This window comes from Kribbella sp. NPDC004875, from assembly GCF_042873375.1.
Lineage (GTDB): Bacteria > Actinomycetota > Actinomycetes > Propionibacteriales > Kribbellaceae > Kribbella.
Genome location: NZ_JBIALI010000002.1, coordinates 652,298 through 666,890, shown reverse-complemented (window position 1 = coordinate 666,890; position 14,593 = coordinate 652,298). Strand labels below are relative to the sequence as shown.

The 14,593-nt window shown below is 68.8% G+C and carries 15 protein-coding genes; 5 read left to right on the top strand and 10 right to left on the bottom strand.

The window, feature by feature from the left end:
- The first annotated feature begins 22 nt into the window (after nt 1-22).
- From ACFYRH_RS14210 to ACFYRH_RS14200, 3 genes are read left to right on the top strand one after another with little or no spacing between them, the layout of a single operon-like run.
- Nucleotides 23-850 (top strand): serine hydrolase, encoded by an 828-nt coding sequence (locus tag ACFYRH_RS14210; RefSeq protein ID WP_387773512.1) that lies wholly within the window; start codon nt 23-25, stop codon nt 848-850.
- On the top strand, nt 847-1,911 hold the full coding sequence (locus tag ACFYRH_RS14205; RefSeq protein ID WP_387773509.1) for a mandelate racemase/muconate lactonizing enzyme family protein: 1,065 nt from the start codon (nt 847-849) through the stop codon (nt 1,909-1,911). Before ACFYRH_RS14210 ends, ACFYRH_RS14205 begins: the two co-directional genes overlap by 4 nt.
- Complete coding sequence (locus ACFYRH_RS14200; RefSeq protein ID WP_387773506.1) at nt 1,908-2,774, top strand: NlpC/P60 family protein; 867 nt, start codon at nt 1,908-1,910, stop codon at nt 2,772-2,774. Before ACFYRH_RS14205 ends, ACFYRH_RS14200 begins: the two co-directional genes overlap by 4 nt.
- On the opposite strand, the gene ACFYRH_RS14195 is transcribed toward ACFYRH_RS14200, so the two are convergent.
- Genes ACFYRH_RS14195 through ACFYRH_RS14185 form a run of 3 tightly spaced genes read right to left on the bottom strand, consistent with a single transcriptional unit; the run spans nt 2,771 to nt 4,874 of the window.
- A complete protein-coding gene (locus ACFYRH_RS14195) occupies nt 2,771-3,928 on the bottom strand; it encodes an NAD(P)/FAD-dependent oxidoreductase (protein WP_387773503.1) in 1,158 nt (385 codons plus the stop codon). The genes ACFYRH_RS14200 and ACFYRH_RS14195 overlap by 4 nt on opposite strands.
- A 26-nt stretch (nt 3,929-3,954) precedes the next feature.
- Nucleotides 3,955-4,149 carry a ferredoxin gene (locus tag ACFYRH_RS14190; RefSeq protein WP_387773500.1) on the bottom strand — a complete coding sequence of 65 codons (195 nt, stop codon included), beginning with the start codon at nt 4,147-4,149 and terminating at the stop codon, nt 3,955-3,957.
- Nucleotides 4,149-4,874, bottom strand: a complete 726-nt coding sequence (locus tag ACFYRH_RS14185; protein WP_387773497.1) for a DUF2306 domain-containing protein — start codon at nt 4,872-4,874, stop codon at nt 4,149-4,151. Before ACFYRH_RS14185 ends, ACFYRH_RS14190 begins: the two co-directional genes overlap by 1 nt.
- 111 nt (nt 4,875-4,985) lie before the next feature.
- Here ACFYRH_RS14185 and ACFYRH_RS14180 point away from each other — a divergent pair, with 111 nt between their 5' ends.
- Nucleotides 4,986-5,744 (top strand): TetR/AcrR family transcriptional regulator, encoded by a 759-nt coding sequence (locus tag ACFYRH_RS14180; RefSeq protein WP_387773495.1) that lies wholly within the window; start codon nt 4,986-4,988, stop codon nt 5,742-5,744.
- Between the two features lie 36 nt (nt 5,745-5,780).
- Here the strand turns inward: ACFYRH_RS14180 and ACFYRH_RS14175 are convergent, their stop codons facing one another.
- Together ACFYRH_RS14175 and ACFYRH_RS14170 are read right to left on the bottom strand one after the other, a co-directional pair.
- The gene (locus ACFYRH_RS14175) at nt 5,781-6,812 is read right to left on the bottom strand and encodes a TerC family protein (protein WP_387773493.1); all 1,032 of its coding nucleotides are present in this window, start codon (nt 6,810-6,812) and stop codon (nt 5,781-5,783) included.
- Nucleotides 6,813-7,115: 303 nt separating this feature from the next.
- Nucleotides 7,116-7,484: a VOC family protein gene (locus tag ACFYRH_RS14170; RefSeq protein ID WP_387773490.1), complete on the bottom strand. Its 369-nt coding sequence runs from the start codon at nt 7,482-7,484 to the stop codon at nt 7,116-7,118.
- An 82-nt stretch (nt 7,485-7,566) separates the two neighbouring features.
- On the opposite strand from ACFYRH_RS14170, the gene ACFYRH_RS14165 reads away from it, so the two are divergent.
- Entirely contained in the window at nt 7,567-8,460 is an 894-nt protein-coding gene (locus tag ACFYRH_RS14165; protein WP_387773487.1) for a carbon-nitrogen hydrolase family protein, read from the top strand.
- Between the two features lie 33 nt (nt 8,461-8,493).
- Here ACFYRH_RS14165 and uvrB read toward each other — a convergent pair whose 3' ends face one another.
- The 5 genes from uvrB to ACFYRH_RS14140 all read right to left on the bottom strand — a co-directional run bounded on the left by uvrB (nt 8,494) and on the right by ACFYRH_RS14140 (nt 14,538).
- Complete coding sequence (uvrB, locus tag ACFYRH_RS14160) at nt 8,494-10,599, bottom strand: excinuclease ABC subunit UvrB (RefSeq protein ID WP_387773484.1); 2,106 nt, start codon at nt 10,597-10,599, stop codon at nt 8,494-8,496.
- Nucleotides 10,600-10,669: 70 nt separating this feature from the next.
- Nucleotides 10,670-11,428, bottom strand: a complete 759-nt coding sequence (locus ACFYRH_RS14155; protein ID WP_387773481.1) for a hypothetical protein — start codon at nt 11,426-11,428, stop codon at nt 10,670-10,672.
- Between the two features lie 31 nt (nt 11,429-11,459).
- Entirely contained in the window at nt 11,460-12,350 is an 891-nt protein-coding gene (locus tag ACFYRH_RS14150) for a hypothetical protein (RefSeq protein WP_387773478.1), read from the bottom strand.
- Nucleotides 12,347-13,405 (bottom strand): hypothetical protein, encoded by a 1,059-nt coding sequence (locus ACFYRH_RS14145; protein ID WP_387773475.1) that lies wholly within the window; start codon nt 13,403-13,405, stop codon nt 12,347-12,349. The genes ACFYRH_RS14150 and ACFYRH_RS14145 overlap by 4 nt, the downstream gene beginning before the upstream one ends.
- Nucleotides 13,402-14,538, bottom strand: coding sequence for a PrsW family glutamic-type intramembrane protease (locus tag ACFYRH_RS14140; RefSeq protein ID WP_387773472.1), 1,137 nt, complete (start codon nt 14,536-14,538; stop codon nt 13,402-13,404). The genes ACFYRH_RS14145 and ACFYRH_RS14140 overlap by 4 nt, the downstream gene beginning before the upstream one ends.
- Between the last annotated feature and the right edge of the window lie 55 nt (nt 14,539-14,593).

Sequence of the window (14,593 nt, the reverse complement as noted above, 5' to 3'; positions counted from 1 at the left end):
TGCCTGTGATTGGGTGAGCGCCATGGGAATCGCGGAGCTGCTCCGAGAGGTCGACGGGAGCGGGGAGTTCGGGGTCTGGCTGGGCCGCTTGGACGGCGTACCGGTGTTCGAACACGAGGCGGAGCGCGGGCACTACTCCGCGAGCACGATGAAGCTGCCGGTGGCGATGGCGATGCTGCGCAAGGTCGACGCGGGCGAGTTGGCGCTCGACCAGCCGGTGACCGTGCACAACGACTTCGAGTCCGCGGCCGGCGGCCGGTTCGGGGTGAATCCGGACGAGGACGAGGCGCAAGCGACCTGGGAGCGGATGGGTTCCGAGGTGCCGCTCAGCTGGCTGGCCACCGAGATGATCACCCGCTCCAGCAACCTGGCGACAGACCTGGTGCTCGAGCAGGTCGGCGTCCCGGCCGCCCACGCGGTTCTCGCCGAGTCGACGCTGCCGGGTTCACCGGCGCCGGAGTCCAAGATCCAGCGCGGGATCGATGACTCGGCCGCCCAGCGCGCCGGGATCAGCAACCTGATGAGCCCGGCCGGCCTGGCCGGCGTACTCGTTGCGGTGGGCAACACCGAAGGTGCCTCCGGCGACTACCTGCGCGACCTGTTGGCCGGCAATCAGTGGAACGGCGAGATCCCGGCGCAACTGCCGGCCGGCACCCGGGTCGAGCACAAGAACGGCTGGGACACCCGCATCCGGCACGACGGCGGCATCGTCCGCCCCGCGGACGCCGACCCGTTCGTCCTGGTCGTCTGTACGACGTCCGACCTGCCGGACGCGGCCGCGCAGAAGCTGATCGCGGCGATCGCCCTCGAGGCGTGGAACCATCGGCACAACCTGGAGGCAGTTCGGTGAAGATCACCACCCACCTGGTCTCCGCACCGCTGCACACTCCCTTCGTCACCGCCCTCCGCACCGCGACGCACGTCGAGTCGCTGCTGGTCGAGGTGAGCGACGGTGAGCTGAGCGGCTGGGGCGAGGCTCCGCAGGTCTGGAAGGTGACCGGCGACTCACTCGCCGGTGCACAGGCCTGCATCGAGGGCCCGATCACGACCGCTCTGGACGGGCTCGGTCCGGACGACCTGACCGAGGCGCTGCGCCGGGTCCAGGGTGCGGCGGTCGGCAACCTCGGCGCGAAGGACGCGGTCGACGTCGCGTTGCACGACCTCGCGGCCCGGCGGCGCGGTCAGACGTTGCACGAGTTCCTCGGGTCGACGGCCGACGTGGTGCAGACGGACGTGACGTTGTCGGTGGGCGATGCCGCCGCGCTCGCCGAGGCCGGCCGGGCGCGGATCGCGGACGGGTTCGACGTGCTGAAGATCAAGGTCGGGACCGACGCGGCCGGCGACATCGAGCGGGTACGGCGGGTTCGCGAGGCGATCGGTCCGGAGCCGCGACTGCGGCTGGACGCCAACCAGGGATGGACGCGTCGCGAAGCGGTCACCGTGATCCGGGCGCTCGAGGACGCCGGTTGCGCGATCGAACTCGTCGAGCAGCCGGTCGCCGCGGCCGACCTGGAGGGGATGGCCTGGGTGACCGACCGGGTCTGGACGCCGATCCTCGCCGACGAGTCCGTGTACGGCGTCCGCGACCTGGTGGCGGTGATCCGGCACGGCGCGGCCGACCTGGTGAACGTGAAGCTCGCGAAATGCGGCGGCCTCGCGCCGGCGCGCACCCTGCTCGAGCTGGCCCGTGAACACGGGCTGGGCGCGATCGTCGGCTGCATGATGGAGAGCCACGTCGGCGTCGGCGCGGCGGCCGCGCTGGTGTCGGCGTACCCGACGACCACGGTCAACGACTTGGACGCCGCCTGGTGGCTGCGCGCGGCGCCGGTGACCGGCGGGATCCGGTACGACGGGCCTCTGATCCACCTGCCTTCTGCTCCTGGACTGGGCGTGACAGGCTTGACCGCATGAAGTTAGCCGCCACCAAAGTCCCGGTCAGCACGGTCTGGACCTCGCCGGACGCGCCGCGCGACATCGACGCCCCGGCGGCCGCCGCCCAACCCGACGTCGCCGGCTGGGCCAAGTCGATGGACACCGAGACCCGCCTCGGCCTGCACGGCCGGACCCTCACGCAGCTCCTGTTCGCCGAGCCCGTCCTGGTGCGCTCCGAACGGGACGGCTGGTCCGAGATCGTCGCGCCGTGGCAGCCGTCGTCCCAGGACGAACTCGGGTACCCGGGCTGGGTCCCGTCGAGTCATCTGGGCGAGCTGCCGACCAGCGCGACCGACCCCGTGGCGGTCGCCGTACCGACCGCGCCGCTGCTCGCCGAGCCTGGCGGCCAGCCGTTGGCGGAGCTGTCGTTCGCGACCGTGCTCGCGTCCGATGAACACACCGACGGTTACACCCGGGTGGCCACGCCCGATGGTGGCTCGGGCTGGCTCGCGGACGCCGTACTGCGCTCTGTGTCGGAGCCGTCGGACGTCGAAGAGCGCCTGCGCCTCGGCCGGCAGTTCCTCGGCCTCGAATACCTGTGGGGCGGTACGTCGGCATACGGGCTGGACTGCTCCGGGTTGATCCACGCCGTCAGCCGGGTGCTCGGGCTGCGGACGCCGCGCGACGCGCACGATCAGGCGGACACGCTCCCGAACATCCCGATCGACGAGGCCCGGCCGGGCGACCTGTACTTCTTCGGCCGCCCCGGCAAGGTCGTGCACCACGTCGGGTTCGTCTCCACCGCCGGCATGCTGCATGCGTCGGAAACCGGCAAACGCCTGGAGGACGGCCCCCTCACCGACGACCGCCGCGCCACTCTGGTCCGAGCCGCCCGCTTCTAGACGCGGCGTGCGATCAGTTGGCGGAGTTCGCGGAGTTGGCGCGGGGGGCAGTTCCAGCCGAGGACGCCGACGACTGTTCCGTTCTCGCTGTAGGTGGCGGCGAACGTGAGGTCGTCCAGGTCGCCGTACACGATGGTCACCGCGGCCCCGGCGGGGAAGATCCCGTAGGCCTGGAGGCGGGCGTCGTACTGGTTGCTCCAGAAGTACGGGACGGAGGCGAACGGGCGGTTCGCGCCGAGCAGGTTCGCCGCCACGGCCGCTCCCTGCTCGGTCGCGTTGAGCCGGTGTTCCACCCGCATTCGCCTGTCGAACAAGGGGTTGTACCAGGACGCGACGTCACCCGCAGCGTAGATCCCGGGCGCTGCCCGGCACTGGGCGTCACACTCCACACCGTCCCCGATCCGCACACCGGAGCCCGCGAGCCATTCCGTCGCCGGCTCCGCGCCCACCGCGACAACCACCACGTCCGCACCGACCGCTGTCCCGTCGTGGAGCTCGAGTCCCGTCACCCGGCCGCGTACTGACGTGAACCGCCGTACGCCGCTGTTCATCAGCAACCGCACCCCACGATCACTGTGCGTCGTGGCAACCAGGTCCGCGATCCGGGCCCCCAACGGACGCTCCAACGGAGCGCTCCGCCGGCCGACGAGCGTGACGTCGAAGCCGAGCCCCCGGGCAGCCGCCGCGATCTCGGTCCCGAGAAAGCCTGCCCCGACCACGACCACCTTCGCTCCGGCCCACAACGCAGCACGCAGAGCCAAGGCATCATCCAGACCCCGGACGGAGTAGACGCCCTCCAGTCCATCCCCGGGGAGCCGCCGCGTCCGCACTCCAGTAGCAACAACCAGCGCATCGAACCCAACCTCCCCTTGCTCCAGCAGCAGTTCACGACGAGCCAGGTCGAGGCCAACTGCCGTGTCGCCCAGGCGAAGGGTGATGTCCAGCTCGGCGATCTTCTCCTCGTCGCGGAGCCGCAGGCGAGCCGGTTGCCACTGGCTGGTGAGGAACTGTTTGGACAGGGGTGGTCGGTCGTACGGCAGGTGCGGTTCTGCTCCGACCAGGGTGAGCGTGCCGTCGTACCCCTTGGCTCGCAGGGATTCGGCCGTGGCGAGTCCCGCGGCCGAGGCGCCGACGACGACGATGCGTCGAAGCACAGGCCGAAGCACAGGTCGAAGCACCGTCAGCCCTCGAGCGTGATCGCCAGGGCGGGACAGCCGGCTGCCGCATCCTCGACGTCGGGCCGGCGGTCGTCGGACGGGCTGTCGTCCAGCACCGTCGCGATCCCGTCCTCAGCACGCTGCCCGAACACGTCGTCCGCGATCAGTGCACACTGCCCGGACGCCATACACCGGTCCTGGTCCACGAAAACCTTCATCACTTGCCTCCTCGGTCGGCACGGGCGGGGGTGGGCTTACGGCGTTCCAGCAGGTAGTCCGCGAACACCAGCAACAGCAGCGGACTGAGCCAGACGCCGATACTCGTGGCGGCGAAGTGCAGCATCTTCTCGTCGCCGCCGAAGGTGCTGTCCAGGCTCGGCATCAGCGCGATCGTGGCCGCGATGTTGAACACCCGGCTGAGCGCGATCGACATCGCCAGCGCGAAGCTCCGCGACATCCACCGGCGGTGCGCGTCGAACCGCTTCTGGCGGGCGGCGCGCAGACCGGCGTACGTGAAGATCAGCCAGAGTGCCGAGCCGGCCAGGTTGGCGACCCGGACCGACGGGCCGGCCGCGGTGTGCCAGCCGATGTAGAACCCGAGCAGCCCGGCCGGCAGCACTCCGGCGAATACGTAGATCCGGCCGGTGATCCGGTGACCACGCCGGTAGCGGGCACGGAACGCGGGCCAGACCTGGAAGCACGCGGTCGTCATCGCGACCGTGCCGAACAGGACATGCGCGGTCAGCAGCGGGAAGTAGATCGAGTTGCCCGGCGGCGGCTCCAGCCGGGAGTTCGCCGGGTCGAAGGTCAGGTAGGGCGGGACGGAGAACGCCAGGAACGCCGCCACCACCGTCATCAGCGGGGCGATCCACGGGCGGCGCCACCAGACCACCCGGCGGCTGTGGGCGGCCGGTGAGCGCGGCGGATTCAGGGTCGAGGTCATAACTGTCCGTTCGTGATGGAGTCGGGCAGTAACTATGTATAGCATACGTTTTATGTATGGCGTACATAGATTTAGGATGACCTGGAACCGAGAGCGACCCCGGGATGGTGGATGACAACCGAACCGAACAACCCAGACCTCGAGCGCAGCCTGACGTTGCTGTGGTCCGGACGGGGGCGCGGCCGGCGCGGCCCGCGGGCGCAGCTGAGCGTGGAGCGGATCGCGCAGGCGGCGGTCGACATCGCGGACGCCGACGGGCTCGAGGCGCTGTCCATGCAGCGGATCGCCAAGGAGCTCGGCTACTCGCCGATGTCGCTCTACAACCACGTCCCGAACAAGGACATGCTGCTGGAGGTCGCCGCGGACATCGGAGCCGGTACGCCGCCTGACCTGACCGGCGTCGACGACTTCCGGCAGGCGGTCCGCAGCTGGGTCTCCGCGTTGTGGAGCGGTCTGCAGCAACGCCCCTGGATGATGCGGGTGCCGCTCGACCACGCGTCGATGGGGCCGCACCAGTTGGCCTGGCTGGAGCAGCTGATGCGACACCTGCTGGCTGCCGGCCTCGCGGGCCGTGAGGCCACCGTCGCGGCACTGCACCTGACCGGTGTCGTCCGCGGTACGGCGCAGATCAGCGTGAACCTGACGAGTGCACGCAAGGCCGGTGACGGTACTCCGCGCCCGATGACCGACGTGGCGCACCTGCTCGCCGGGTATCTCGACACGGAGCAGTTCCCGGCCCTGACCGCCGTACTGGCTGGTGAGACCGCGCCGCCGGAGGTCGACGAGGATGGGTTGCCGTTCGAGCTGAGCTTCGGGATCGACCGGTTCCTGGACGGCGTCCAGTCCTGGGTCGAACGCCGGTCGAACTGACCGGAAGGGCCCCGGACCAGGTCCGGGGCCCTTCCGTCAGGACTCCTTGTGGTGCAGCTCCTGCTCCTGCACTGCCGCCTGCTCCTGTGCCGGTGCTTCGACGGCCAGCTTGCGGGACTTGTGCAGGCTCAGGATCGTCGTGATGCCGAGCGTCACGATGATGAAGCCGAGGGAGAACCAGATCGGGATCTCCGGCGCCCACTCGATGTGGTGGCCGCCGTTGATGAACGGCAGCTCGTTCACGTGCATCGCGTGCAGGACCAGCTTCACGCCGATGAAGGCCAGCACCACCGACAGCCCCAGCGACAGGTACACCAGGCGCTTCAGCAGGTCACCGAGCAGGAAGTACAGCTGCCGCAGACCCATCAGCGCGAACACGTTCGCGGTGAAGACCAGGAACGGCTCCTGCGTCAGGCCGTAGATCGCCGGGATCGAGTCGAGCGCGAACAGCAGGTCCGTGGTGCCGAGGGCAATGATCACGATCGCCATCGGGGTGACGAGGCGCTTGCCGTTCTTCTTCAGCGTGAGCTTGACGCCGTTGTACTCGTCGGTCGCGTTCAGCCGCTTCTTCGCGAACCGGATGACCGCGTTCTCCTTGAAGTCGTCGTCGTTCTCACCCTGCTTGGCGAGGTGGATCGCGGTGTAGACCAGGAACGCGCCGAACAGGTAGAAGACCCAGGAGAACTGGTTGATCGCGGCCGCGCCGACGGCGATGAAGATGCCGCGGAACACCAGCGCCAGGATGATGCCGACCAGGAGGGCGGTCTGCTGGTATTTCCTCGGCACTCCGAACCTGGCCATGATGATCAGGAAGATGAACAGGTTGTCGACGCTCAGGCTGTACTCGGTGAGCCAGCCGGCGAAGAACTCCCCGGCGTACTGCCCACCGGAGAACCACCAGACGCCGAGGCCGAAGACCACCGCGAGGCCGATGTAGAACGCGATCGCGGTCGCCGACTCTTTGGTGCTCGGCTCGTGCGGGCGGCGGCCGATGACGAAGACGTCGAACGCGAGCAGCGCGAGCAGCACGCCGACGGTGATGTACCAAACGTAGTCAGCAACGTGCACAGAATCCTCCGGAGCTCAGACGAGAACATCTACTCCGAAGGTCTCTTCCGCGTCACGCTGAGTGACGCCGGGGGCACCGGGTCCGGGATGACCTGGACCGTGATGACGATGCCGCCGCGTAAGGAATACTCCCCTTCTCAGCACCCATTCTGACGGCTGAATGTCCACAACTCCAAATCCGGCAGGCCGTGTCCGCCTGTCGACATCGTCACAGCTTGATCAGGGAATAGTTGCAGCGCGTGATCTATTGGCCGGTAATCAATCGCCACCGGCCGGTCGCGACCGTGGCATGACTGTCGTCCGTCAACTGTGGGAGACGACCTCGACGTTGTTTCCGTCCGGGTCGCGCAGGAAGACCGCGTAGTACCCGGGGTGGTACTCCGGCCACTCCTTCGGCTCGTGGAGCACCTCGGCGCCGAGCTCGCCGACGGCCCGGTGGACGGTGTCGACGGTTCCCCGGTTCGGCGCGGTGAACGCCAGGTGGATCTCGCGCTGCGCCCCACCGGTGTTGTGTCCACCGAGCCAGAACTTCGGTACGCCGTCCGCACCAGCGAGCCCGAGTACGTCCCCGAAATCCAGCGACACGCTGATGCCGAGCGGACCCAGCACGGTCTCGTAGAACCGCCGGCTCGCGGCCAGATCGTCACACTGCAGCGACACGTGGTCGAACATGCTTCCTCCCCTGAACGCCGTCCCCTGAAGGCCCCGTTTCTGCAGACTAGACCGCGGCGGCGACAGAACTACGCTGCTCGCCATGACCTCAACTGTCGTCGTTGCCGCCGTCCAGGCCGGATCCACGCTGTTCGACACGCCCGCGACGCTGCAGAAGGCGGAGCAGTACGTGCGCGAGGCGGCGGCCGCCGGCGCGCGCCTGATCGTGCTGCCGGAAGCGTTCCTCGGCGGCTATCCGAAGGGCGAAGACTTCGGCATCGTGGTCGGCTCGCGGTCGCCGGAGGGCCGGGAGCTGTTCCGTCGTTACCGGGAGGCAGCGGTCGCGTTGGACGGGCCGGAAGTGGCGCGGCTGGCCGAGCTCGCCGCCGAACTCGCGGTCCACCTCGTCGTCGGCGTGATCGAGCGCGACGGCGGAACGCTGTACTGTACGGCGGCGTTCATCTCACCCGAGGCCGGTCTGGTCGCGCACCACCGCAAGCTGATGCCGACGGCCGCCGAACGCTACCTGTGGGGTCAAGGCGACGGCTCGACGATGCCCGCCGTACGGACCGACGTTGGTGTGCTCGGCGCGGCGATCTGCTGGGAGAACTACATGCCGCTGTTCCGGCAGTCGATGTACGCCAAGGGTGTTCAGCTCTGGTGCGCGCCGACGGTCGACGACCGCGACCAGTGGCAGGCGACCATGCGCCACATCGCGCTCGAAGGCCGGTGCTTCGTGATCAGCGCCAACCAGTACCTGACCGGCGACGAGGGCGCCGTCCTGATCAACGGCGGCAGCACGATCATCTCCCCGCTCGGCGAGATCCTCGCCGGTCCGTTGCGCACCGGCGAGGGCATCCTGGTCGCGGAACTCGACCTGGCCGAACTCGATCGCGGGTACTTCGACTTCGACTCCGTCGGCCACTACGCCCGGCCGGACATCTTCATGCTGTCCGTGGACGAGTCACCACACCACACCGTCGTACGCCGGAGCTGACCCTCGGCCCCGGCGTACGGGCCCTCCTCTGGGCTACTTGGCGCCGGCGTTCGTCATCTGGCGGAGCTCCTTCTTCAGTTCGGAGATCTCGTCGCGGAAGCGGGCCGCGACCTCGAACTGAAGCTCGGCGGCGGCGTTGTGCATCTGGTCCGTCAGCTGCTGGATGAGGTCGGCCAGGTCGGACGACGGCAGGCCGCCGGCCAGCTCCTTCGCCTTCTCCCCCGCCTTCGCCTTACCACCACCCGGCACCGGAGCCTTGCCGCGCGACTGCGTGCGGCCGGAGCCGAGCAGCTCGGCGGTGTCCGCGTCCTCGCGGGCCAGCATGTCGGTGATGTCGGCGATCTTCTTCCGCAGCGGCTGCGGGTCGACGCCGTGCTCCTCGTTGTACGCGATCTGCTTCGCGCGCCGCCGGTTCGTCTCGTCGATCGCCTGCTCCATCGACGGCGTGATCTTGTCGGCGTACATGAACACCTGGCCGGAGACGTTTCGCGCCGCACGGCCGATGGTCTGGATCAGCGAGCGGCCGGACCGCAGGAAGCCTTCCTTGTCGGCGTCCAGAATCGCGACCAGCGACACCTCGGGCAGGTCCAGGCCCTCACGGAGCAGGTTGATACCGACCAGGACGTCGAACTCGCCCATCCGCAGCTCACGCAGCAGCTCGACGCGGCGCAGCGTGTCGACCTCGCTGTGCAGGTACCTGGTCCGGATCCCCATCTCCAGCAGGTAGTCGGTGAGGTCCTCGGACATCTTCTTGGTCAGCGTCGTGACCAGCACCCGCTCGTCACGCTCGACCCGGAGCCGGATCTCGTGGATCAGGTCGTCGATCTGGCCCTTGGTCGGCTTCACGATCACCTCGGGGTCGACCAGACCGGTCGGCCGGATGATCTGCTCGACGTAGCCGTCGGACTTGTCCTGCTCGTACTGCCCCGGGGTCGCGGACAGGTACACGGTCTGGCCGATCCGCTCCAGGAACTCCTCCCAGCGCAGCGGCCGGTTGTCCATCGCGGACGGCAGCCGGAACCCGTGCTCCACCAGGGTCCGCTTCCGGGACATGTCGCCCTCGTACATCCCGCCGATCTGCGGGACGGTCACGTGCGACTCGTCGATGACCAGCACGAAGTCCTCGGGGAAGTAGTCCAGCAGGCAGTGCGGCGCCGACCCCGGCTCCCGGCCGTCGGTGTGCCGCGAGTAGTTCTCGATCCCGGAACACGTCCCGATCTGCCGCATCATCTCGATGTCGTACGTCGTCCGCATCCGCAGCCGCTGCGCCTCCAGCAGCTGCCCGTTGCGCTCGAGCTCCGCGAGCCGCTCCTCCAGCTCGGCCTCGATCGAGGTGATCGCCCGCTCCATCTTCTCCGGCGCGGTCACGTAGTGCGTCGCGGCGCCGATGTAGAGCTCGTCCTCCTCGCTCAGCACCTCACCGGTGAGCGGGTGCAGCGTCATCAGCCGCTCGATCTCGTCACCGAAGAACTCCACCCGGACCGCGAGCTCCTGGTACACCGGGAAGACCTCGAGGGTGTCGCCGCGGACCCGGAAGGTCCCGCGGGTGCCGGCCAGGTCGTTGCGCGCGTACTGCACCCCGACGAGCTTGCGGAGCAGGCCGTCGCGGTCCATCTCGGTGCCGACCTTCACGTGGATCATCCGGTTCAGGTACTCGTCCGCGGAGCCCAGGCCGTAGATGCAGGAGACGGTCGCTACCACGATCACGTCGCGGCGGGTCAGCAGTGACCACGTGGCCGAGTGCCGGAGCCGCTCGACCTCCTCGTTGATCGAGGAGTCCTTCTCGATGTAGGTGTCCGTCTGCGGGACATACGCCTCGGGCTGGTAGTAGTCGTAGTACGAGACGAAGTACTCGACGGCGTTCTCGGGGAAGAACTGGCGCAGCTCGTTCGCGAACTGGGCGGCGAGCGTCTTGTTCGGCTGCAGGATCAGCATCGGGCGCTGCACCCGCTCGGCCAGCCAGGCCACCGTCGCGGTCTTACCCGTACCCGTCGCGCCGAGCAGCACCACGTCCTGCTCGCCCGCGTTGATCCGCCGCTCGAGGTCCGCGATCGCGGCGGGCTGGTCACCCGCCGGATCGAAGTCCGACACCACCTTCAACGGGGCGACCATCCGCTGGAGATCCGACACCTGTCTCATGCCCTCCACCGTACGGTGGCCCGCCGACAATTTCTAAAGAACCCCAGGTCAGGGCCCGGCCAAGGTGCCGTCAGAAGCTCTTCACGAGGGTGTTGTTCATGTAGATGAGCTCGTTGACGCGGCGCTTGTAGACCCGGGTCTCGAGCGCCGCGTCGGTCGCCGTGACCCGGTCGAACTGGTCCTGGTACGCCGTCACGAACCCCTGCATCGCGATCTTCCGGCCGTTCTTCGCGACCCAGACACCCGTGTACGAGAGCGCGTAGCAGGCCTTGATGTTCTTGCTCGGCGACTTACAGACCACGCCCTTGCCGATCCGGACGCCCTGCATGCCGTTGGACTCGACGTCGACCAGGTGCTCCGCGAATCCCTTCGCGTCGTACAGCTCGGTCTGGCGGACCCAGTAGTACCCGTCGATCAGCCCGCGCGCGTTGAACTGCTGCAGGATGTAGTTCTTCCCGGCCTTGGACTTGTCCCAGTCCGGCAGCCAGCCCTTGGCCGGCGTGAACCAGACGCCCCAGCCGACCTCGACGCCGACGTCGTTCGCGCCCTTGGAGTCGTTCGGCGTCGGGGTCGGTGACGGCGTGTACAGCGTGCCGACCGGGTTCGGGGTCTGCTGCGAGGCCGGCTTGTCGTCCTTGCCGCCGCCGGTGACGAGCAGCACCACTCCGGTCGCCACCAGCAGCGCCGCGACGATCGCACCGGCCATCAGGATCCATGCGGTCCGGTTCGACTTCTGCGGCCGGTTCGGGCGCGTCGGCCCGGGGCCCCAGGCACCAGGGGTGGCGGGCGCGGGCGGCGGGCCCGGCTGGGTGCCGTACTGCTGACTCATGGCTGTTCCTCGCGGTAGTTCTGTGGATCCGTCACAGGCTGTCGAGCACGGACTTCTTCATCGCCGCGGCGTCCGCCTCGGCCTTCGGTGCGAAGTCGACCCGGGTCCGGAAGTCCAGCGCGGTGACCACGTTGTCCTTGCGCCGGTACACCTCGACCGAGCCCTTGACCTTGACGTCCTCGCCGTTCTGCTTGGCCGTGGACGTGTAGTCGATCGCGACGCACTCCACCAAGACGTCCTTGGGGCACGGCAGGTTCCGTACGTTGCCGAGTTGCGCGACCTCTTCCTCGGTCTCGCCCTCGACGATCCCGAGCAGGTACGCGTTCGCGGTGACGTTCTGCTTCTGGCGCACCCAGAAGAAGGCCCGCGCGTTGGTCTTGTCGTTCGGTGGGTAGGTCGCGACCTCCTTGCCCTGGGTCTCCGCGGTGACCACGACCCAGCCCTGCGCGGGCACGAGCGACACCCCGAACCCGACCGGGAGCGCGTTCGGTGGCGGCTGGTACGACGACTTCGGCGCGGTCGGCGTAGCGGCCTGGGTGCTCGGCGTCGGGGTCGGGCCGGCCTCCTTGTCGCCGCCGGACAGCAGCACCAGCGCGACCGCGACCAGCACGACCACGATCAGGCCGGCGCCGACCGGGATCATCAGCGGCGGGACCTGGAACTTCTTCTTCACCGGCGGCGGCCGCCGCAGTGACGGCGGCCCGACCTTGTCACCCCATGCCGACGAGGTCTCGGTCGCCGGGCCCGGCCCCGGACCAGGTCCGGGGCCGGGTGCCTCGTTGCTCCACGGCGACGGCGGCGGCTGGACCTCGAGGTTCCACGGCGACGGCGGGAGCTGGTTCTCCGGTTCGCCGGTCTCCAGCTCCGGCCCTGGGTCGTTGACCCAGGGATTGCTGCCGCTCTTGTCGCGCTTGCCGCTCACTGACTCTTGACCACCGACAGCAGCATGGCGTCGGAGTCCGTCCGGATCGACGCCACCTTGTCCTTACGCCCGTACACCCGCACGATCGTGATCACACCGTCGTTGCGCTCGATCACGCCGACGAAGCCGACCACCGGCATACTGCCGTTCTGGCTGGTGGAGACCGCGTCGAAGTTCTGGGTGGTGACGACCTTGACCGGGGTCTTGTCGTCCGGCCCCGGCTTGGTCACCTTCGGATCGCCGGTCTTCACCGAGGACAGGTCCTTGGTCTCGGCGTTCAGCAGCTTCGGCAGCACCGTGTCGGTGGTCTCGCCGTCCTCGGCCTTCCAGGCGTTCACCATGAAGTACGCCTCGCCCTGCTTCAGCAGGTAGACGCCGTTGAACCCGTCCAGGCTCTTGCGGATGTAGCCCGGCTGCGGCTTCACATAGACGCCCTCGGCAACCTCGATGCCCTCGTCGCCGCTCGACGGCTCGGTGGTCTGGCCCGTCGTCGGCTTCGTGGTCGGCTGACCCGTCGGCTGGGTGGTCGGGGTCGGACTCGGGTCGGCCTTCTTGTCGTCGCCGCCGAAGACGAACGCCAGGATGACACCGATCACCGCGACGACCAGGAAGCCACCGCCGGCGAGCAGCAGGGTCTTGTTCGGGCCGCTCTTACGCTGCGGCCGCTGACCGAACTGCTGACCGCCCCACTGCTGCTGGCCGCCGTACTGCTGCTGACCCTGGTACCCCTGCTGGTACTGCTGCTGCCCCGGGAACGTCTGTCCCTGCTGCGGACCCTGCTGCGGGTACTGCTGCTGCTGTCCAGGCTGCTGGCCGTAGCCCGGCTGACCCTGTGGCTGCTGGCCGTAGCCAGGCTGTCCCTGAGGCTGGCCCTGCGGTTGCTGCCCGTACCCCGGCTGCTGGCCGTACCCGGGCTGCCCCTGGGGCTGCTGGCCGTAGCCAGGCTGGCCCTGCGGCTGCTGGCCCGGTCGGCCCTGCGGAGCGGGCTGCCCCGGCTGACCGCCGTACGGCGGTTGTCCACCCTGACCGCCGTACGGCGGCTGCTGGTTGCTCATGCCTGCGTCTCCCCAGTCGTCGCTTCGTACCCACTGGCGCCGATCGGTGCCGCCACTCCGCGAGCGGACTTCGGCACCGACCGCACCGAGTTGCCACAGGCGGAGCAGAAGTCGGACTGCGGAAGCAGCGGCATCTCACAGCGCGAGCAGAACGCCAGGTCGCCGGACGCGTGGTTGGAGCCACCGCGGGCAGCCGACTCCAGCGCCGCCTCGAGCAGACCCTTGTGCAGCACGGTCCGGACCCGGATGATCAGCGCGCCGAGCAGCATCAGGCCCCAGACGACTCCGAGGACCGAGCCGATCGTCGAGCCGTGTCCGCCGACGAAACCGAGCAGGTAGACACCGCCCTGGAACAGCGCGTTGACCACCATCGCCTGGAGCAGACCGGCCACCCAGCGCGGCGTGAACCCGTCGTACCCCTCGCCGAGGCCGGAGAACTCCGCGCCGGCCAGACCGGTGGCCGAGCCGTACACCAGCGGCTTGATGAAACCGTGCAGCAGCACGATCGAGATCCACGTGCCGGCGCTGCTGCCCGGACCGGCGAAGCCGCCGCTGATCCAGCCCCAGTGCAGGACGAGCGTCTCGAAGCAGGCGTACCCGACGCCGGCGACCACACCGAAGGTGAAGCCGTCCATCAGGTCGTCGTACCGCGGCCGCGAGGCCAGGTAGAGCGGGCCGATCTGCCGGATCAGCTCCGACACCACCGGTACCAGCAGGAGCAGGATCAGCAGGTCCCGCACGGACGGACCGGCGCTGTTGCCGCCGATCGTGTCCAGCGAGAGCGCCAGCTTGTCCTTCCACAGCCAGGTGAAGACAGCCGCCAACACGCCGGTCAGCACGAACGCCGCCGCGACGACCGGGATCGGCTCGTCCTCCCAGAGGTTCACGTCGTACAGGTAGATGATGTAGACGATCGGGATGGCGAAGGCCGCGATCATGATGGCGACCGGCAGCGCGCCGAGCGCGGCGGTCAGCACGGTCAGCACCAGGGCCAGGCCCAGCGCGACCTTGTAGGTGTACGGCTGTTTGCCGGACCCCTGGGGCATGATGGTCGAAACCAGTTTGAACGACGCCACCGGCTCATCTGGCCTGGCGGCGTACGCCTTCTTGCGCTCGGCATCCCCGGTACGCATGTCGTTGCCACAGTGGTGGCAGAAGTGCGACACCTCGGGGACGTCAGAGCTGCAG

What these genes read in the sequence shown, in the direction of transcription:
- ACFYRH_RS14210 (WP_387773512.1), top strand. Translation starts at nt 23, where the DNA reads ATGGGAATCGCGGAGCTGCTCCGAGAGGTCGACGGGAGCGGGGAGTTC.
- ACFYRH_RS14200 (WP_387773506.1), top strand. Translation starts at nt 1,908, where the DNA reads ATGAAGTTAGCCGCCACCAAAGTCCCGGTCAGCACGGTCTGGACCTCG.
- ACFYRH_RS14190 (WP_387773500.1), bottom strand. Translation starts at nt 4,149, where the DNA reads ATGAAGGTTTTCGTGGACCAGGACCGGTGTATGGCGTCCGGGCAGTGT.
- ACFYRH_RS14185 (WP_387773497.1), bottom strand. Translation starts at nt 4,874, where the DNA reads ATGACCTCGACCCTGAATCCGCCGCGCTCACCGGCCGCCCACAGCCGC.
- ACFYRH_RS14180 (WP_387773495.1), top strand. Translation starts at nt 4,986, where the DNA reads ATGACAACCGAACCGAACAACCCAGACCTCGAGCGCAGCCTGACGTTG.
- ACFYRH_RS14170 (WP_387773490.1), bottom strand. Translation starts at nt 7,484, where the DNA reads ATGTTCGACCACGTGTCGCTGCAGTGTGACGATCTGGCCGCGAGCCGG.
- ACFYRH_RS14165 (WP_387773487.1), top strand. Translation starts at nt 7,567, where the DNA reads ATGACCTCAACTGTCGTCGTTGCCGCCGTCCAGGCCGGATCCACGCTG.
- uvrB (WP_387773484.1), bottom strand. Translation starts at nt 10,599, where the DNA reads ATGAGACAGGTGTCGGATCTCCAGCGGATGGTCGCCCCGTTGAAGGTG.
- ACFYRH_RS14155 (WP_387773481.1), bottom strand. Translation starts at nt 11,428, where the DNA reads ATGAGTCAGCAGTACGGCACCCAGCCGGGCCCGCCGCCCGCGCCCGCC.
- ACFYRH_RS14145 (WP_387773475.1), bottom strand. Translation starts at nt 13,405, where the DNA reads ATGAGCAACCAGCAGCCGCCGTACGGCGGTCAGGGTGGACAACCGCCG.
- ACFYRH_RS14140 (WP_387773472.1), bottom strand. Translation starts at nt 14,538, where the DNA reads ATGCGTACCGGGGATGCCGAGCGCAAGAAGGCGTACGCCGCCAGGCCA.